This is a genomic window from Streptomyces sp. NPDC001980, assembly GCF_040296885.1.
Taxonomy (GTDB): Bacteria; Actinomycetota; Actinomycetes; order Streptomycetales; family Streptomycetaceae; genus Streptomyces.
The window spans coordinates 273,186-290,234 of record NZ_JBEOYD010000009.1 but is presented as its reverse complement, the minus strand read 5'-3'; the positions used below and the strand labels follow the sequence as shown (position 1 = coordinate 290,234).

Here is a 17,049-nt window from a genome sequence, read left to right as displayed (position 1 = left end):
GGGACCGGAGTCCCCGCACGCACGCCGACGGCCGCCCCGTCGGCTTTTTCATGCCCTCCGCCAGTCCTCGTCCAGTCTTCCGACAGGAACATTCAGGAGTCCCCATGGGAAACCTCTGGATCGGCCGCCCCGGCTCCATGACCGAGATCGACCAGGCCGCCAAGTCCTTCGACCGCAGTGCCGACCTGGGCGTCAGCGAGTTCAAGTCGCTCGGCGGCCGGGTCACCGTCACCCGCAACCAGGCACCCGTCCGCCGCCTCAAGCTGTCCTGGGACCTGCTCGCCCCGGCCCACGCCCGCGCCCTGGACCGCCTCGCCCGCCGCGTCGACGGCTCCGGTCCCGTGTACGTCTTCGACCCGGCCGCCGGCAATGTCCTCACCCCCGGCCAGGCCCTCGGCCTCGGCGTGTCCGGCGCCACCGGCATCACCGGGCTCGCCCAGTGGTTCCGTACGACGTCCACGGGTACCGTCGCCGAGAGCACGACGGCCGCCGGATCCTTCACCTTCACCGCCGCCGACACCACCAGCGCGGTGGCCTGGCGCTGCACCGCGACCGTCGGGAACTTCCCCGTCGCCCCCGGTCTCACCGTCTCCTTCCGTGCCCCGACCGCGATCGCCGCGCTCGGCACCACGGCCAAGGTCGGCATCGACTACAAGCAGGCGGACGGCACCTTCCTCAGCTCGTCCACCGTCTACGGGCCCCTCGTCACCGGCACCGTCCCCGCGGGGGCCGTCTACGCGACCCCCACCGCCACCCCCGGCGTCGCCGGCACCTACTCCCTCGCCGGCGCCTGCCTCACCTACGGCGGCACCGCCGAGGACGGCGTCCCCGGCGACGGCCTCCCGCCACTGGCGATCACCGGCTACAGCGACAACCCGGGCCGGCCGCTGCCGTACCGGAACATCGGTCTCGACCTGGTGGAGGTGTCCGGTGCAGCAGGCTGACGACGCCACGACCGCCGCGCTCGCCGCCGGGGAGCGCACGACCGCCCAGAGCACCCGGCTCGGCGGCACGGACGTCTCCGCACAGGTGCAGTCCTGGCAGCTGGAGCGGTCGTACGCCACCGATCTGCCGCCCGCCATGCGGGCCTTCGCGGGGTCGTCCTCGGCCCAGCTCCAGCTCCAGGTGTCCGGCACGAACGGCACCGCCGCGCCCACCCTGTACGCCCCCTGGGCCGACCGGGCCACCGGGGACATCGCCCGCCCGGGCCAGTCGGTCGTGCAGCGGAGCGGAGTCGGAGCAGGCGCCACGCTGCCCGCCTTCCGGGGCACCGTCCGTGCCCGGTCCGCGCAGGCCGGCACGGACACCGTGCAGCTCACCGCGCTGGACGGCGCCGAGCGGCTGCGCGGCCCTGCGCTGCTGCCGAAGCCGTACGCCGGATTCCGCCTGGGCCGTCCGGTGGCCACCGCGACCTGGTGCGTGGACGAGTTGCTGCGCCAGGCGGGCGTGTACTCCAGCCCGCCGCCCCGCTACCCGGACTTCGCCGAGGGCCAGCCGCTCACCCTTGTGCACGCCACCCTGCACGGCGGCTTCGCGACGCCGTACGGTCAGCCGGAGACCCTGCCCGAGGCAGAGCAGTACACCTGGACGCGGGACCAGGCCCCGCACGAGATGGCGCTGCTGCCGCTGGTGACCGGCGTCACCGCGAGCTGGTTCCCGCGCTCCCGGGTCACCGTGCCGGGGAGCCGGCTGCTCCTTGAGGCGTGGGTCAATCCCGCGATCGGCGAGGGCGACACCGTCCGCATGGACCTCGTGCTCGACCGCACCGGGGGCGCGACCGGCACCCTGCGGCTCCAGGTGAACTTCGCGACCGGCCAGCTCACGGTCGGCTCGGGCACCACCGACGGCGATTTCCTCAACGCCAACTGGAACGACATCACTTCCGTGCAGACACTCAAGGGCGTCTGGCACATCGGGGTCTTCATCGACACCGTCACCACGGGCACCACCGTCTACCCGACCGTGCAGCCCCGGCTGACCGGCCCGGACGGGACGGTGTTCCTCGGGTCGCTGTACACGATCACCAATGACTACGGGATCCAGCCGGCCTCCGAACTGCGCGAGCTGAAGCTCGTCACCGACCTGGCCGTGGAGGGCGTCCAGCTCACCAGCGGGCTCACCGGCATGCCCACGGCGTCGGTCTTCGACCAGTCGGGCACCTGGACGAAGGCGGTCGAACTGGACGACGCGATCCTGCCGTTGTACTCGGTGCCGCGGGTGTCCGGTTCGCAGTGGGAGGTCGTCGGGCAGATCGCCAAGGCAGCCGTGTCGACCGCCGAGTTCGACGAGCGGGGCGTCTTCCACTGGCGCAACCACACCCGCTTCGCCACCACGCCGACCACCCCGGACCTCACCCTCACCTCGGTACGGGACATCGCCTCCCTCACCCTCACCGAGGAGATCGACGCCTGCCGCAACTACGTCGCCCAGCCGGCCAAGGTCTGGGAGGACTTCGGCGTCGACTCGGGCACGACGTACACCGACACGGCCGTCCGGACGATCCCCGCGAACAGGACGCTGACGGTGTCGTACGTCATGGCGGACGAGGAGTTCGACATCGGTCCGCCGAGCACCGACGACGACTCGGTCACCACTGCCGGCAGCCAGGTGCGCTTCGCCACCACCGCGGCCGGCACCACGGCGGTCAAGGGAGCGGTCGACGTCCTGACCCGCCGTGAGGACGGCTACCTGGTGGTCCGGTTCTCCAACCGCACCTCGCAGGCCCTGTACACGGCGAAGAAGGACGGCAAGCCGTCCGTCTATCTGGAGACGCTGAAGCCGAAGGCGGATCCGGTCGACCGGTCGGCCGTCGCCTACGTGGCGGGCACGGCCAGCGAGAAGTTCTACGGCCGCCAGGAGCACACCGGCGACAACACCGACTGGATCCAGGAGCTGTCCTCCGCCCAGGCCATCGCCGACGCGCTGTACACCGCCGGGGTGAACCCGGTGCCGGTCATCGGGGACGTCGAGGTCCTGTACGACCCCCGGGTGCAGCTCGGGGACGTGATCAGGCTGACCGACACCTCCGGCACCCTCCTGGACACGCTGGCCTGGGTCATCGGCATCAGCACGACAGCAGCCGCCGACGGCGGCGTACAGCAGATCCTGACCCTGCGCGGCACCAAGCCGAACGGCACGCCCGCCGACAGCGGGCTGACCCCCGACGCCCCCGCCGCCCCGCCTGCGGTGACCCTGTCCACGTACGCCTCGGTCACCGCAGCCTTCCCGACCCTGTCCGCACTCACCGCCCCGGGCTGGACCTGGGGCGAGATCATGGAGTCCGCGTATGTCTGAGACGGCCGCCGATCCCGTCGCCGTCACCCTCGACGACGAGCAGCTCGCCCAGCTGGCCGCCGCGGTCGCGGCCGGGCTGGCCGACTACCTGGCACCGGAGCCCAGGACAGCGACGCCCACGGAGGTCACCGAGGCCGTCACCGAACCGCCGGCGGAGGAACCGACGGACCCCGGGGAAGGGGACGGCACCGACACCTCCGCTCCCACCGAGGAGGTCCCGCTGCCGGTGGCCTCCTCGCCGGAGACGACGCCGGACCCCGCTTCGGCGGAGGAGTAGCCCTCCGTCCCGATCCGGCACGGCCCACGCCGAGCCCGAGCCCGCGCCCGCACGCCCGGCCCCCGCCCCACCCGCCCCGAGCCGATTCCGGCCGGGGCTTTTTCATGCCCGCCCCATCCCGGAAGGCACCCCATGGCCACACCCCTCTCCGCCGACGCCCTCGTCGCCGCCCTGCGCGCCGAAGGCGTCACCGTCGTCGAGCACGACGGCTGGCGCACCCACAACAGGGCCGGACACGGCGCCTGGGGCCCGATGAACGGCGTGATCATCCACCACACCGTCACCTCCGGCACCAGCACCTCCGTCAGCATGTGCTTCGACGGCCGCTCCGACCTGCCCGGCCCGCTCTGCCACGGCGTCATCGCCAAGGACGGCACGGTCCACCTCGTCGGCAACGGCCGCGCCAACCACGCCGGCAGCGGCGACGGCGACGTCCTGGCCGCCGTCATCGCCGAGAGCGCCTCCCTGCCGGCGCCGAACCAGAACGACACCGACGGCAACGTCCACTTCTACGGCTTCGAGTGCGTCAACCTCGGCGACGGCAAGGACCCCTGGCCCGACGTCCAGCTGGACGCCATGGTCCGGGCGTCGGCCGCGCTGTGCCGGGCGCACGGCTGGAGCGCGCGGTCGGTGATCGGTCACAAGGAGTGGACGAACACCAAGATCGACCCCAAGGGCTTCGCGATGCCCGACTTCCGCGGCCGGGTCGCCGCCCGGCTGCAGACGCAGACCTCGCCCGGCACGCCCGCCTACCAGCCCTTCCCCGGTGCCGAGTGGTTCAGGAAGAAGCCGAAGTCGGCGATCGTCACCGCGATGGGCAGGCGGCTGGTCGCGAGCGGCTGCTCGGCGTACACGTCCGGTCCCGGCCCGCAGTGGACCGACGCCGACCGGGCCTCGTACGCCAAGTGGCAGCGCAGGCTCGGCTACACCGGCTCGTCCGCCGACGGCTGGCCGGGGGCGAAGTCCTGGGCGGCGCTCAAGGTCCCGTACAGCTCCTGAAAGGCAGGATCCCCCATGTCAGAGGCCGCCAAGCGCACCCTCCGTACCGTCGTACAGACCGCTGTCGGCCTGTGCGTCCTGCTGCCGGCGGTCGTCGACGCCGCCGGCATCCCGGACACCCTGCCCTGGGCCGCCGGCGCGCTGACCGTCGCCGCCGCGGTCACGCGCGTGATGGCCGTACCCGCCGTACAGGCGCTGCTGCCCTCGTGGCTGCGGACGGGAGGTGCCGATGACCGACGCTGATCCGAACGACCCGATCACCGTCGCCCTGGAACTGGAGCGGCTGCGGGGCACGCTGGAGGCCGGGTTCGCCCGCGTCGACGGCTCGCTCGCGCTGCTGGTCCAGCGCAGCGACCAGACCGACCGGCAGCTCGCCGACCACGAGCAGCGGCTGGACGCCCTGGAGCGGACCCGCTGGCCGCTGGCGAGTATCGGCGCGCTGGCCGCCGTGGCGACCGTGGTCGTGACGGCGCTGGAGATCACCGCACGCTGACACAACGCCGAAGGGCGGCCACCCCGTACGAAACGGGGTGGCCGCCCTTCAACTCATGCTCGCTTACTGGTTGTACGGACCGTAGTCGTAGTCCTCCAGCGGAACGGCCTGGCCGGAGCCGGTGCCGAACGGCGAGTAGTCGATGTCGTCGTAGCCGACGGCCGAGTACATCGCGGCCTTCGCCTCCTCGGTCGGCTCGACCCGGATGTTGCGGTAGCGGGACAGACCCGTACCGGCCGGGATGAGCTTACCGATGATGACGTTCTCCTTCAGACCGATGAGGCTGTCGGACTTGGCGTTGATCGCCGCGTCCGTCAGGACTCGGGTCGTCTCCTGGAAGGAGGCCGCGGACAGCCACGACTCCGTCGCCAGCGACGCCTTCGTGATACCCATCAGCTGCGGACGGCCGGAGGCCGGGTGACCGCCCTCCTGGACCACACGACGGTTCTCGTGCTCGAACTTCGAGCGCTCGACCAGCTCGCCGGGCAGCAGCTCGGCGTCGCCGGACTCGATGATCGTCACGCGGCGCAGCATCTGCCGGATGATGATCTCGATGTGCTTGTCGTGGATCGACACACCCTGCGAGTTGTAGACCTTCTGGACCTCGCCGACCAGGTGGACCTGGACGGCACGCTGGCCCAGGATGCGCAGCACGTCGTGCGGGTTGGTGGCACCCACGGTGAGCTTCTGGCCCACCTCGACGTGCTCGCCCTCGCTGACCAGGAGACGGGCACGCTTCGAGATGGGGTAGGCCATCTCGTCGCTGCCGTCGTCCGGGGTGACGACGATCTTCTTGGTCTTCTCGGTCTCCTCGATCCGCACGCGGCCCTGGGCCTCGGAGATCGGGGCGACACCCTTCGGGGTACGGGCCTCGAAGAGCTCGACGACACGCGGCAGACCCTGGGTGATGTCGTCACCGGCCACACCACCGGTGTGGAAGGTACGCATCGTCAGCTGGGTACCGGGCTCACCGATGGACTGGGCGGCGATGATGCCGACCGCCTCACCGATGTCGACCAGCTTGCCGGTGGCCAGCGAGCGGCCGTAGCACATGGCGCAGGTGCCGACGGCGGACTCGCAGGTCAGGACCGAGCGGGTCTTGACCTCGGAGACGCCACGGGCGACCAGTTCGTCGATGAGCACGTCACCGAGGTCGGTGTTGGCCGGGGCCAGCACCACGCCGTCCACGACGATGTCCTCGGCCAGCGCACGTGCGTACACGCTGGTCTCGACGTTGTCCGCCTTGCGCAGCACGCCGTCCGCGCCGACCTCCGCGATGTGCAGCTTGAGGCCGCGCTCGGTGCCGCAGTCCTCCTCGCGGATGATGACGTCCTGGGAGACGTCGACCAGACGACGGGTGAGGTAACCCGAGTCGGCGGTACGCAGAGCGGTGTCCGCCAGACCCTTTCGAGCACCGTGAGTCGAGATGAAGTACTCCAGCACCGACAGGCCCTCACGGAAGGAGGCCTTGATCGGACGCGGGATCGTCTCGTTCTTGGCGTTCGACACCAGACCACGCATACCGGCGATCTGACGCATCTGCATCATGTTGCCTCGTGCACCCGAGTTCACCATCATGAAGATCGGGTTGGTCTTCGGGAAGTTCTCGTTCATCGCCTCGGCGACCTCGTTGGTCGCCTTGGTCCAGATCGCGATGAGCTCCTGCGTGCGCTCGTCCTTGGTGATCAGACCGCGCTCGTACTGCTTCTGGACCTTCTCGTCCTGCGCCTCGTAGCCCTTGACGATCTCCTTCTTCGCCTCGGGAACGACGACGTCGGAGATGGCCACGGTGACGCCGGAGCGGGTGGCCCAGTAGAAGCCGGACGCCTTCAGGTTGTCGAGCGTCGCCGCCACGATGACCTTCGGGTAGCGCTCGGCGAGGTCGTTGACGATCTCGGAGAGCTGCTTCTTGCCGACCTCGTAGTCGACGAACGGGTAGTCCTCGGGCAGCAGCTCGTTGAAGAGCGCGCGGCCCAGGGTCGTACGCAGGCGGAAGCTGTCGCCCGTCTGGTACTCCGGCTCGCCCTCCTCGACGGCCGGCGGGGTCCAGCCACGCGGCGGGATGGTGCCCACCGGGAAGCGGATGTCGACCTTCGACTGGAGCGAGAGCTCGCCCGCGTCGAACGCCATGATCGCCTCGGCCGACGAACCGAAGGACCGGCCCTCGCCCTTGACGTCCCGCATCTCGGAGTCGGTGGTGAGGAAGAACAGACCGAGGACCATGTCCTGGGTCGGCATCGTCACCGGACGGCCGTCGGCGGGCTTGAGGATGTTGTTCGAGGACAGCATCAGGATGCGGGCCTCGGCCTGCGCCTCCGCGGACAGCGGCAGGTGCACGGCCATCTGGTCACCGTCGAAGTCCGCGTTGAACGCGGTGCAGACGAGCGGGTGGATCTGGATGGCCTTGCCCTCGACCAGCTGCGGCTCGAAGGCCTGGATGCCGAGGCGGTGCAGGGTGGGCGCACGGTTCAGCAGCACCGGGTGCTCGGCGATGACCTCTTCGAGGACGTCGTACACGACGGTGCGGCCGCGCTCCACCATGCGCTTGGCGGACTTGATGTTCTGCGCGTGGTTCAGGTCGACCAGGCGCTTCATCACGAACGGCTTGAAGAGCTCCAGCGCCATGGCCTTGGGCAGACCGCACTGGTGCAGCTTCAGCTGCGGGCCGACGACGATGACGGAACGCGCCGAGTAGTCGACTCGCTTGCCGAGCAGGTTCTGACGGAAACGACCCTGCTTGCCCTTGAGCATGTCGCTCAGGGACTTCAGCGGGCGGTTGCCGGGGCCGGTGACCGGGCGACCACGACGACCGTTGTCGAAGAGGGCGTCCACGGCCTCCTGGAGCATGCGCTTCTCGTTGTTCACGATGATCTCGGGCGCGCCGAGGTCGAGAAGCCGCTTCAGGCGGTTGTTGCGGTTGATCACACGGCGGTACAGGTCGTTCAGGTCGGAGGTCGCGAAGCGGCCACCGTCCAGCTGCACCATCGGGCGAAGGTCCGGCGGGATGACCGGCACGCAGTCCAGCACCATGCCCTTGGGGCTGTTGCTGGTCTGCAGGAACGCGGAGACGACCTTCAGGCGCTTGAGCGCACGGGTCTTCTTCTGGCCCTTGCCGGTGCGGATGATCTCGCGGAGCTTCTCGGCCTCCTCGTCGAGGTCGAAGGACTCCAGGCGCTTCTGCAGCGCCGCGGCACCCATCGAGCCGTCGAAGTACGTGCCGAAGCGGTCCCGCAGCTCGCGGTAGAGCAGCTCGTCGCCCTCCAGGTCCTGGACCTTGAGGTTCTTGAAGCGGGTCCACACCTCGTCGAGGCGGTCGATCTCGCGCTGCGAACGGTCGCGCAGCTGCTTCATCTCACGCTCGGCACCCTCGCGCACCTTGCGGCGCACGTCGGCCTTGGCACCCTCGGCCTCCAGCTCGGCCAGGTCGCCCTCGAGCTTCTTGGCGCGGGCCTCCAGGTCGGCGTCCCGGCGGTTCTCGACCTGCTGGCGCTCCACGGAGACGTGCGCCTCCAGGGAGGGCAGGTCGCGGGTACGGCGCTCCTCGTCGACGAACGTGATCATGTACGCCGCGAAGTAGATGACCTTCTCGAGGTCCTTGGGAGCCAGGTCGAGCAGGTAGCCCAGCCGGCTCGGGACACCCTTGAAGTACCAGATGTGCGTGACGGGCGCGGCCAGCTCGATGTGGCCCATCCGCTCACGGCGCACCTTGGCGCGCGTGACCTCGACGCCACAACGCTCGCAGATGATGCCCTTGAAGCGGACGCGCTTGTACTTGCCGCAGTAGCACTCCCAGTCCCGGGTGGGGCCGAAGATCTTCTCGCAGAAGAGCCCGTCCTTTTCCGGCTTGAGGGTGCGGTAGTTGATCGTCTCGGGCTTCTTGACCTCGCCGTGGCTCCACTGACGGATGTCGTCAGCGGTGGCCAGGCCGATCCGGAGCTCGTCGAAGAAGTTGACGTCGAGCACTATGCGTCAATCCCTCTCAGGGTTGTAAGTCTGTGGTCTGAAACGGGGGCCTGGGGGTCGGCGGGGCCCTGATTCCTCAGGGCCCGCCGGACTCCCGTCAGACCTCTTCGACGCTGCTCGGCTCGCGCCGGGACAGGTCGATGCCGAGCTCCTCCGCAGCGCGGAAGACGTCCTCGTCGGTGTCACGCATCTCGATGGACATACCGTCGCTGGACAGCACCTCCACGTTCAGGCAGAGCGACTGCATCTCCTTGATGAGCACCTTGAAGGACTCGGGGATGCCGGGCTCGGGGATGTTCTCGCCCTTGACGATGGCCTCGTAGACCTTCACGCGGCCGGTGACGTCGTCGGACTTGATGGTCAGCAGCTCCTGGAGGGCGTACGCGGCGCCGTAAGCCTCCAGCGCCCACACCTCCATCTCGCCGAACCGCTGGCCACCGAACTGGGCCTTACCACCCAGCGGCTGCTGGGTGATCATCGAGTACGGGCCGGTCGACCGGGCGTGCAGCTTGTCGTCGACCAGGTGGTGCAGCTTCAGGATGTACATGTAGCCGATGGAGATCGGGTCCGGGAACGGCTCACCGGAGCGGCCGTCGAACAGCCGAGCCTTGCCGGTCGGCTGCACCAGGCGGTCGCCGTCACGGTTCGGGATGGTGTGCTGCAGCAGACCCGCCAGCTCGTCCTCGCGGGCACCGTCGAAGACCGGGGTCGCGACGTTGGTGCGCGGGGCGACCTGGTCGGCGCCGATGACCTGGAGCCGCTGGGCCCAGTCGTCGGCGAGGCCGGAGACGTCCCAGCCGCGGCTGGCGAGCCAGCCGAGGTGGATCTCCAGGACCTGTCCCGGGTTCATTCGGGACGGGACGCCGAGCGGGTTGAGGATGATGTCGACCGGGGTGCCGTCCTCCAGGAACGGCATGTCCTCGATCGGCAGGATCTTGGAGATGACACCCTTGTTGCCGTGGCGGCCGGCGAGCTTGTCACCGTCGGTGATCTTGCGCTTCTGCGCGACGTAGACGCGGACCAGCTGGTTCACGCCCGGCGGCAGCTCGTCGCCCTCCTCGCGGTCGAAGACGCGCACGCCGATGATCTTGCCGATCTCGCCGTGCGGCACCTTCAGCGAGGTGTCGCGGACCTCACGGGCCTTCTCACCGAAGATCGCGCGCAGCAGACGCTCCTCGGGGGTCAGCTCGGTCTCGCCCTTGGGCGTGACCTTGCCGACGAGGATGTCACCGGCGACGACCTCGGCACCGATCCGGATGATGCCACGCTCGTCGAGGTCGGCGAGGACCTCCTCGGAGACGTTCGGGATGTCCCGGGTGATCTCCTCGGGGCCGAGCTTGGTGTCACGGGCGTCGACCTCGTGCTCCTCGATGTGGATCGAGGAGAGGACGTCGTCCTGCACGAGGCGCTGCGACAGGATGATCGCGTCCTCGTAGTTGTGACCCTCCCACGGCATGAACGCCACGAGCAGGTTCTTGCCGAGGGCCATCTCGCCGTTCTCGGTGGCCGGACCGTCGGCGAGGACCTGGCCCTCGATGATCCGGTCGCCCTCGTCGACGATGACCTTCTGGTTGACCGAGGTGCCCTGGTTGGAGCGGGCGAACTTGGCCAGGCGGTACGTGATGTACGTGCCGTCGTCGTTGGCGGTGGTGATGTAGTCCGCGGAGACCTCCTGGACCACACCCGCCTTCTCGGCCTTGACGACGTCGCCGGCGTCGACGGCGGAGCGGTACTCCATGCCGGTGCCGACGAGCGGGGACTCGCTCTTGATCAGCGGCACGGCCTGCCGCATCATGTTCGCGCCCATGAGGGCACGGTTGGCGTCGTCGTGCTCCAGGAACGGGATCATGGCGGTCGCGACCGACACCATCTGGCGCGGCGAGACGTCCATGTAGTCCACGTCGTCACCGGCGACGTAGTCGACCTCGCCGCCACGACGACGGACGAGCACCCGGGCCTCGGAGAAGCGCATGTCGTCGTTGAGGCCGGCGTTGGCCTGCGCGATGACGAAGCGGTCCTCCTCGTCGGCGGTCAGGTAGTCCACCTCGTCGGTGACCTGGCCGTCGACGACCTTGCGGTACGGGGTCTCGACGAAACCGAACGCGTTGACGCGACCGTAGGAGGCGAGCGAGCCGATCAGACCGATGTTCGGGCCTTCGGGGGTCTCGATCGGGCACATACGGCCGTAGTGCGAGGGGTGCACGTCACGGACCTCGAAGCCGGCCCGCTCACGGGACAGACCACCCGGGCCAAGCGCCGACAGACGGCGCTTGTGGGTGAGACCCGACAGCGGGTTGTTCTGGTCCATGAACTGGGACAGCTGGCTGGTGCCGAAGAACTCCTTGATGGAGGCGACGACCGGCCGGATGTTGATCAGGGTCTGCGGCGTGATCGCCTCGACGTCCTGGGTCGTCATGCGCTCGCGGACGACGCGCTCCATACGGGCCAGACCGGTACGGACCTGGTTCTGGATGAGCTCGCCGACGCTGCGCAGACGACGGTTGCCGAAGTGGTCGATGTCGTCGGTCTCGACGACGATGTTGACGCCGCTGTCACCGACCGTCTCGGTCTCGCCGGCGTGCAGCTTCACCAGGTACTTGATCGTCGAGATGACGTCCTCGACGGTCAGTACGCCCGCGTCCAGCGGAGCCTCCGCACCCAGCTTCTTGTTGACCTTGTAGCGGCCGACCTTGGCGAGGTCGTAGCGCTTGGGGTTGAAGTACAGGTTCTCCAGGAGCGTCTGCGCGGCCTCACGCGTGGGGGGCTCGCCCGGACGCAGCTTGCGGTAGATGTCGAGCAGCGCGTCGTCCTGGCCCTGGGTGTGGTCCTTCTCCAGGGTGGCGCGCATCGACTCGTACTCGCCGAACTCCTCGAGGATCTGCTCGGTGGTCCAGCCGAGCGCCTTCAGGAGGACGGTGACGGACTGCTTGCGCTTGCGGTCGATACGGACACCGACCATGTCGCGCTTGTCGATCTCCATCTCCAGCCAGGCACCCCGGGACGGGATGATCTTGGCGGAGAAGATGTCCTTGTCGGACGTCTTGTCGATGGAGGAGTCGAAGTAGACACCGGGCGACCGGACCAGCTGCGACACCACGACACGCTCGGTGCCGTTGATGACGAAGGTGCCCTTGTGCGTCATGAGCGGGAAGTCGCCCATGAAGACCGTCTGGGACTTGATCTCGCCGGTCTCGTTGTTGGTGAACTCGGCCGTGACGAAGAGCGGGGCGGCGTACGTGAAGTCGCGCTCCTTGCACTCGTCGATGCTGTTCTTCGGCGGCTCGAAGCGGTGGTCGCGGAACGTCAGCGACATCGACCCGGAGAAGTCCTCGATCGGGGAGATCTCCTCGAAGATCTCCTCCAGACCGGACTTGGTGGGGACGTCCTGACCTGACTCCAGAGCCTCCTCGACCCGACTCTGCCAGGCGGTGTTGCCGAGCAGCCAGTCGAAGCTCTCGGTCTGCAGCGCGAGCAGGTTGGGAACCTCGAGAGGCTCCTTGATCTTTGCAAAGGAGATGCGCAGCGGGGCGGTGCTGGCGCCGTTGTTCATATTCGCGTTCGAGGCAGTGCGCGAGGCGGCCAAGAGGGGGTCCTTCCGAGGGCTCGGACTCACTACGCGCTCCCCGGTCCCTTCCCGGACACAGAGACAGAAACCCCAGTTCAGAGGAGGTTCGGTCGTCGGCATTCGGGTGAGGGCAGACCCCTGGTGACGGGCAGGGGAAGGCTAACAGGCAGCGCAAAGGGTCAGTGTAGCCACTTGGCACACTGATGTCCAGTCCCCATTTTCTGAGACCCTCTTCATCGTCAACGCCTGCGTCATGCCTGCCCTCAACGCACGTTGATACTGCCCTCTTCGTCGCCGATCCATGCCTCGGATTCGGACCGTTCTGGCGACGCGTCCTGAGAATTGCGCGCTGCGTGCGGTTCGTCAAGGCCCCCCTGCGCAAACCCGGTGCGCCCGGTGACACGACGAAGATCACCATACCTCCCGCCGGGGCGGGTGCAAGGTAACCGTGGTCGGCCTTCCAGGAACGCCGAAGAGCGACCACCCGGATGGATGATCGCTCTTCGCGGTCCGCGCGTTACAGCCCCGAAGGACGTGTTTCAGCGCACAGAGGTCTGCTCGACCTCAGAGGTGTTACTTGACCTCGACGGAGGCGCCGGCGCCCTTGAGGGACTCGGCGGCCTTCTCGGCGGCGTCCTTGGCGACCTTCTCGAGGACGGGCTTCGGGGCGCCGTCCACCAGGTCCTTGGCCTCCTTCAGGCCGAGCGAGGTCAGCTCACGCACGACCTTGATGACCTGGATCTTCTTGTCGCCGGCGCCGGTGAGGATGACGTCGAACTCGTCCTTCTCCTCCTCGACCGGGGCGGCGGCGGCCGGACCGGCCGGGCCCGCGACGGCAACCGCGGCGGCGGCGGTGACGTCGAACTTCTCCTCGAACGCCTTCACGAACTCGGAGAGCTGGATGAGGGTCATGCCCTCGAACTCGGCGAGCAGTTCGTCCTGGGTGAGAGCCACGATGGCTTTCCTTCCACTAATTCGGCTGGTGCCGTATGTACATGTCTGGCGGGCGTACGTTCGGCCCGCTACGACCGCTTCCTCAGGTGGATCGCCTTGGACGGCGAGCCTCAGGCGGCGGTCATTTCGCGAGCCGAGTTACTCGGCACCGCCCTGCTCGTCCTGCTTGGCGCGAAGCGCGTCCACGGTGCGGACGAGCTTCGACGGGAGCGCCTGGAAGACCTGAGCAGCCTGCGTCTGCTTGCCCTTCAGGGCGCCCGCCAGCTTGGCGAGCAGAACCTCGCGGGACTCGAGGTCCGCAAGCTTCTTGATCTCGTCGGCGGACAGCGCCTTGCCGTCAAGGACACCGCCCTTGATGACGAGGTTCGGGTTGTCCTTGGCGAAGTCACGAAGACCCTTCGCCGACTCCACCGGGTCACCGGTGACGAAGGCGACCGCCGTCGGACCGTTGAACAGGTCGTCGAGCGTCGTGATCCCGGCCTCGTTGGCCGCAATCTTGGTCAGCGTGTTCTTCACCACGGCGTACTGGGCGTTCTCACCGAGCGACCGGCGCAGCGTCTTGAGCTGCGCCACGGTGAGACCCCGGTACTCGGTCAGCACGGCGGCGTTCGAGCTGCGGAACTGCTCCGTCAGCTCGGCTACCGCGGCAGCCTTGTCGGGCCTTGCCATAGAGCGTCGGCCTCCTTCCGGGTGATGAGGACCGCTCGGAAGGGGCTGGGGAAAACGAAACGCCCCGGCGCAGGCGCACGGGGCGTAGCTCGACCGAAGTCACACACGCGATGCATGCGTCTCCGGGAGCACTTCCACAGTCACCTGCGCGGGTCGTCCGCGGTTCAGCGGATCCTTCGGCCACCGCACACTCTTGCGAGTACACGGCAACGACCAGCGGTCTTTGGCTTCTGTAGGAGAGTACGGGACCGGTGCACTGTCAAGCAAATCGGTCCCCGACGGGTGGCGGCCCGGTGCTTCCAGGGGCGACCCGGCGGCTCAGGAGGTCAGCCCGGTCGCGCCCTGCTTCTTGAGCAGCGTCTTGAAGTCCTCGGTGTCGCCGGCCGGGGGCTTCTGGGCGCTGACCTTGACGCCGTAGTCGCTGTAGTGCGCGGTCTGGGTCATCGTGCCGGTCGCCGTCGCGGCCTTCTCGGTCTTCTTGACCAGCAGGTCCTGGCCGTTGACCCAGATGTCGACGGTCTCGGTGCTGACGCCGGCCTGGGTGAGCTGCTTCTTCAGGGCGGCCAGCTGGCTCGCCGTGAGGCTGCTGCTCTGCCCGGCCAGGTCGGCCACGTCCACGGTGCCCGCGTAGTGGGTGGTGGCCTGGCCGTCGACCTTCTCCTCGCCGACCTTCCGCACGTCGCCGGAGGCCAGCAGCATCTGCACCGACTTGTTGGGCGTGGTGTTCTGCATCTGGTCCTTGAGCAGCGCGCCCGAACTGCCGGCGACCGAGGCCAGGTCGCTGTACCCGTACCGGATCCAGTGCTTGCCGCCCGTCTGCGCGGCGAACGTGTCGCTCATCTTCGCGTAGTAGGCGTCGGGCAGATAGCGGGCCTCCATCGACGTCGTACCGAGCTTGCGCATCAGCTCGGCCGTGCTGCCGCCGGTGTAGGTGATGGTGACGGTGCCGGATATGCCGTCGTCCCAGGCGAGGCTGCCGTCCGTCGTCATGGACAACAGGGAGCCCATGGTCGTGGTGGAGCGGACCCGGGCGGAGTCGGCCTTGTCGGTGGACCTCTCCGCGGAGCGCAGCGCGGCAATCGGGCTGACCCTGGTCGCGGCGCGGGCGCCGGCCCTGTCCTCCTTGCCGGAGCCCCCGGAGCCTGCTGAGCTCCCCGCGGAGCTGCAGGCGGCCACTCCGGTCAGCGCGGCCGCCACCGCGATCGAGACGGCCGTACGACGCACTCGCCTGCTCTTCATCCCGCCCACCCCCATGAAGGTCCCGCACCCCGGTCCCGTACCCCGACGCTAACCCAGGGCACCGACAACGCGCCGGGAGTCACTCAAACATCAGGACGGGCCCCGCAACCGAGAGGTTGCGGGGCCCGTCCTGATGATGTCGCGTCCCTGACGCGGCTACCGGACCGAGCGCGAGGCTCAGACGGCGGCCGGGTCCTCCTCGGTGAGGAGGTTGCGGGTGCGGTTCGAGTCGACCGGGATGCCGGGGCCCATCGTGGTGCTGATGGCGGCCTTCTTGATGTACCGGCCCTTGGCGGCGGACGGCTTCAGACGGAGGATCTCCTCCAGCGCGGCGCCGTAGTTCTCCACCAGCTTGTCGTCCTCGAAGGACGTCTTGCCGATGATGAAGTGCAGGTTCGAGTGCTTGTCGACGCGGAACTCGATCTTGCCGCCCTTGATCTCGGTCACAGCCTTGGCGGTGTCCGGGGTCACGGTGCCGGTCTTCGGGTTCGGCATCAGACCACGGGGGCCGAGGACGCGGCCGAGGCGGCCGACCTTGCCCATGAGGTCCGGGGTGGCGACGACGGCGTCGAAGTCCAGACGGCCCTTCGCCACCTCGTCGATCAGTTCGTCGGCGCCGACGATGTCGGCGCCCGCGGCACGCGCGGCCTCGGCACGGTCACCGGTCGCGAAGACCAGGACCCGGGCGGTCTTGCCGGTGCCGTGCGGGAGGTTCACGGTGCCACGGACCATCTGGTCGGCCTTGCGCGGGTCTACACCCAGGCGGAAGGCGACCTCGACGGTGCCGTCGAACTTGGTCGTGGAGGTCTCCTTGGCGAGACGGACGGCCTCGAGCGGGGCGTACAGCTTCTCCCGGTCGATCTTCTCGTCCGCAGCGCGGAGAGCCTTGCTGCGCTTGCTCACAACTTGCTCCTGTGTGTTCTGAAGGAGTCGTGGTGTACGGGCCGAGCAGGCCCTACCACGGTGGTTCTACGAAGGTGGGGGTCAGCCCTCGACCGTGATGCCCATGGAACGGGCGGTGCCGGCGATGATCTTCGACGCGGCGTCCAGGTCGTTGGCGTTCAGGTCGGGCAGCTTGGTCTGGGCGATCTCGCGGACCTGCGCCTCGGTGATCTTGGCGACCTTGGTCTTGTGCGGCTCGCCGGAGCCCTTCTCGACACCAGCGGCCTTGAGGATCATCTTCGCGGCCGGCGGGGTCTTGGTGACGAAGGTGAAGGAGCGGTCCTCGTAGACCGTGATCTCCACCGGGATGACCCAACCGCGCTGCGACTCGGTCGCGGCGTTGTAGGCCTTGCAGAACTCCATGATGTTGACGCCGTGCTGGCCGAGCGCGGGACCGACCGGCGGAGCCGGGTTCGCCGCACCGGCGTTGATCTGGAGCTTGATGAGCCCCGTGACCTTCTTCTTCTTGGGAGGCATAGCTCTCCGGGTCCTTTCATTTCGGGTCCTGCCTGCGCGAGGGGACCAACCCGAACGCAGGCATACCGCACAACGATAACGGGTATAGTTGCGCGGCCAAAAACGAACAGGTCAGGGGGCTCACCTTGGAGCCGACCCTGACCGGTCCCACCTAGGGGCGCGGGGCAGCATTGAATA

The 17,049-nt window shown here is 68.5% G+C and carries 13 protein-coding genes; 6 read left to right on the top strand and 7 right to left on the bottom strand.

Annotated features, from left to right (window positions below; translation table 11 throughout):
- The first annotated feature begins 104 nt into the window (after window positions 1-104).
- The 6 genes from ABT137_RS16980 (at window position 105) to ABT137_RS16955 (ending at window position 5,063) form a co-directional block, all read left to right on the top strand.
- On the top strand, window positions 105-944 hold the full coding sequence (locus tag ABT137_RS16980) for a hypothetical protein (RefSeq protein ID WP_351709094.1): 840 nt from the start codon (window positions 105-107) through the stop codon (window positions 942-944).
- On the top strand, window positions 931-3,294 hold the full coding sequence (locus tag ABT137_RS16975) for a hypothetical protein (RefSeq protein WP_351709091.1): 2,364 nt from the start codon (window positions 931-933) through the stop codon (window positions 3,292-3,294). Before ABT137_RS16980 ends, ABT137_RS16975 begins: the two co-directional genes overlap by 14 nt.
- Window positions 3,287-3,571, top strand: a complete 285-nt coding sequence (locus tag ABT137_RS16970) for a hypothetical protein (RefSeq protein WP_351709088.1) — start codon at window positions 3,287-3,289, stop codon at window positions 3,569-3,571. The genes ABT137_RS16975 and ABT137_RS16970 overlap by 8 nt, the downstream gene beginning before the upstream one ends.
- Before the next feature lie 132 nt (window positions 3,572-3,703).
- A complete protein-coding gene (locus tag ABT137_RS16965; RefSeq protein WP_351709085.1) occupies window positions 3,704-4,570 on the top strand; it encodes a peptidoglycan-binding protein in 867 nt (288 codons plus the stop codon).
- A gap of 15 nt (window positions 4,571-4,585) precedes the next feature.
- The gene (locus tag ABT137_RS16960) at window positions 4,586-4,813 is read left to right on the top strand and encodes a hypothetical protein (RefSeq protein WP_351709082.1); all 228 of its coding nucleotides are present in this window, start codon (window positions 4,586-4,588) and stop codon (window positions 4,811-4,813) included.
- Window positions 4,800-5,063, top strand: coding sequence for a hypothetical protein (locus ABT137_RS16955; protein ID WP_351709079.1), 264 nt, complete (start codon window positions 4,800-4,802; stop codon window positions 5,061-5,063). Before ABT137_RS16960 ends, ABT137_RS16955 begins: the two co-directional genes overlap by 14 nt.
- 63 nt (window positions 5,064-5,126) lie before the next feature.
- On the opposite strand, the gene ABT137_RS16950 is transcribed toward ABT137_RS16955, so the two are convergent.
- The 7 genes from ABT137_RS16950 to rplK form a co-directional block, all read right to left on the bottom strand.
- Entirely contained in the window at window positions 5,127-9,026 is a 3,900-nt protein-coding gene (locus ABT137_RS16950; protein WP_351709076.1) for a DNA-directed RNA polymerase subunit beta', read from the bottom strand.
- A 97-nt stretch (window positions 9,027-9,123) separates the two neighbouring features.
- Window positions 9,124-12,609: a DNA-directed RNA polymerase subunit beta gene (gene rpoB / locus ABT137_RS16945; RefSeq protein WP_089099473.1), complete on the bottom strand. Its 3,486-nt coding sequence runs from the start codon at window positions 12,607-12,609 to the stop codon at window positions 9,124-9,126.
- Between the two features lie 555 nt (window positions 12,610-13,164).
- Window positions 13,165-13,548 carry a 50S ribosomal protein L7/L12 gene (gene rplL, locus ABT137_RS16940; protein ID WP_093499670.1) on the bottom strand — a complete coding sequence of 128 codons (384 nt, stop codon included), beginning with the start codon at window positions 13,546-13,548 and terminating at the stop codon, window positions 13,165-13,167.
- Between the two features lie 135 nt (window positions 13,549-13,683).
- On the bottom strand, window positions 13,684-14,214 hold the full coding sequence (gene rplJ / locus ABT137_RS16935; RefSeq protein WP_009330729.1) for a 50S ribosomal protein L10: 531 nt from the start codon (window positions 14,212-14,214) through the stop codon (window positions 13,684-13,686).
- Between the two features lie 318 nt (window positions 14,215-14,532).
- Entirely contained in the window at window positions 14,533-15,453 is a 921-nt protein-coding gene (locus ABT137_RS16930; protein WP_351709072.1) for an SCO4651 family lipoprotein, read from the bottom strand.
- A 177-nt stretch (window positions 15,454-15,630) separates the two neighbouring features.
- A complete protein-coding gene (gene rplA / locus ABT137_RS16925; protein ID WP_351709069.1) occupies window positions 15,631-16,356 on the bottom strand; it encodes a 50S ribosomal protein L1 in 726 nt (241 codons plus the stop codon).
- A gap of 81 nt (window positions 16,357-16,437) precedes the next feature.
- Window positions 16,438-16,872, bottom strand: coding sequence for a 50S ribosomal protein L11 (gene rplK / locus ABT137_RS16920; protein WP_037858373.1), 435 nt, complete (start codon window positions 16,870-16,872; stop codon window positions 16,438-16,440).
- Window positions 16,873-17,049: the final 177 nt, after the last annotated feature.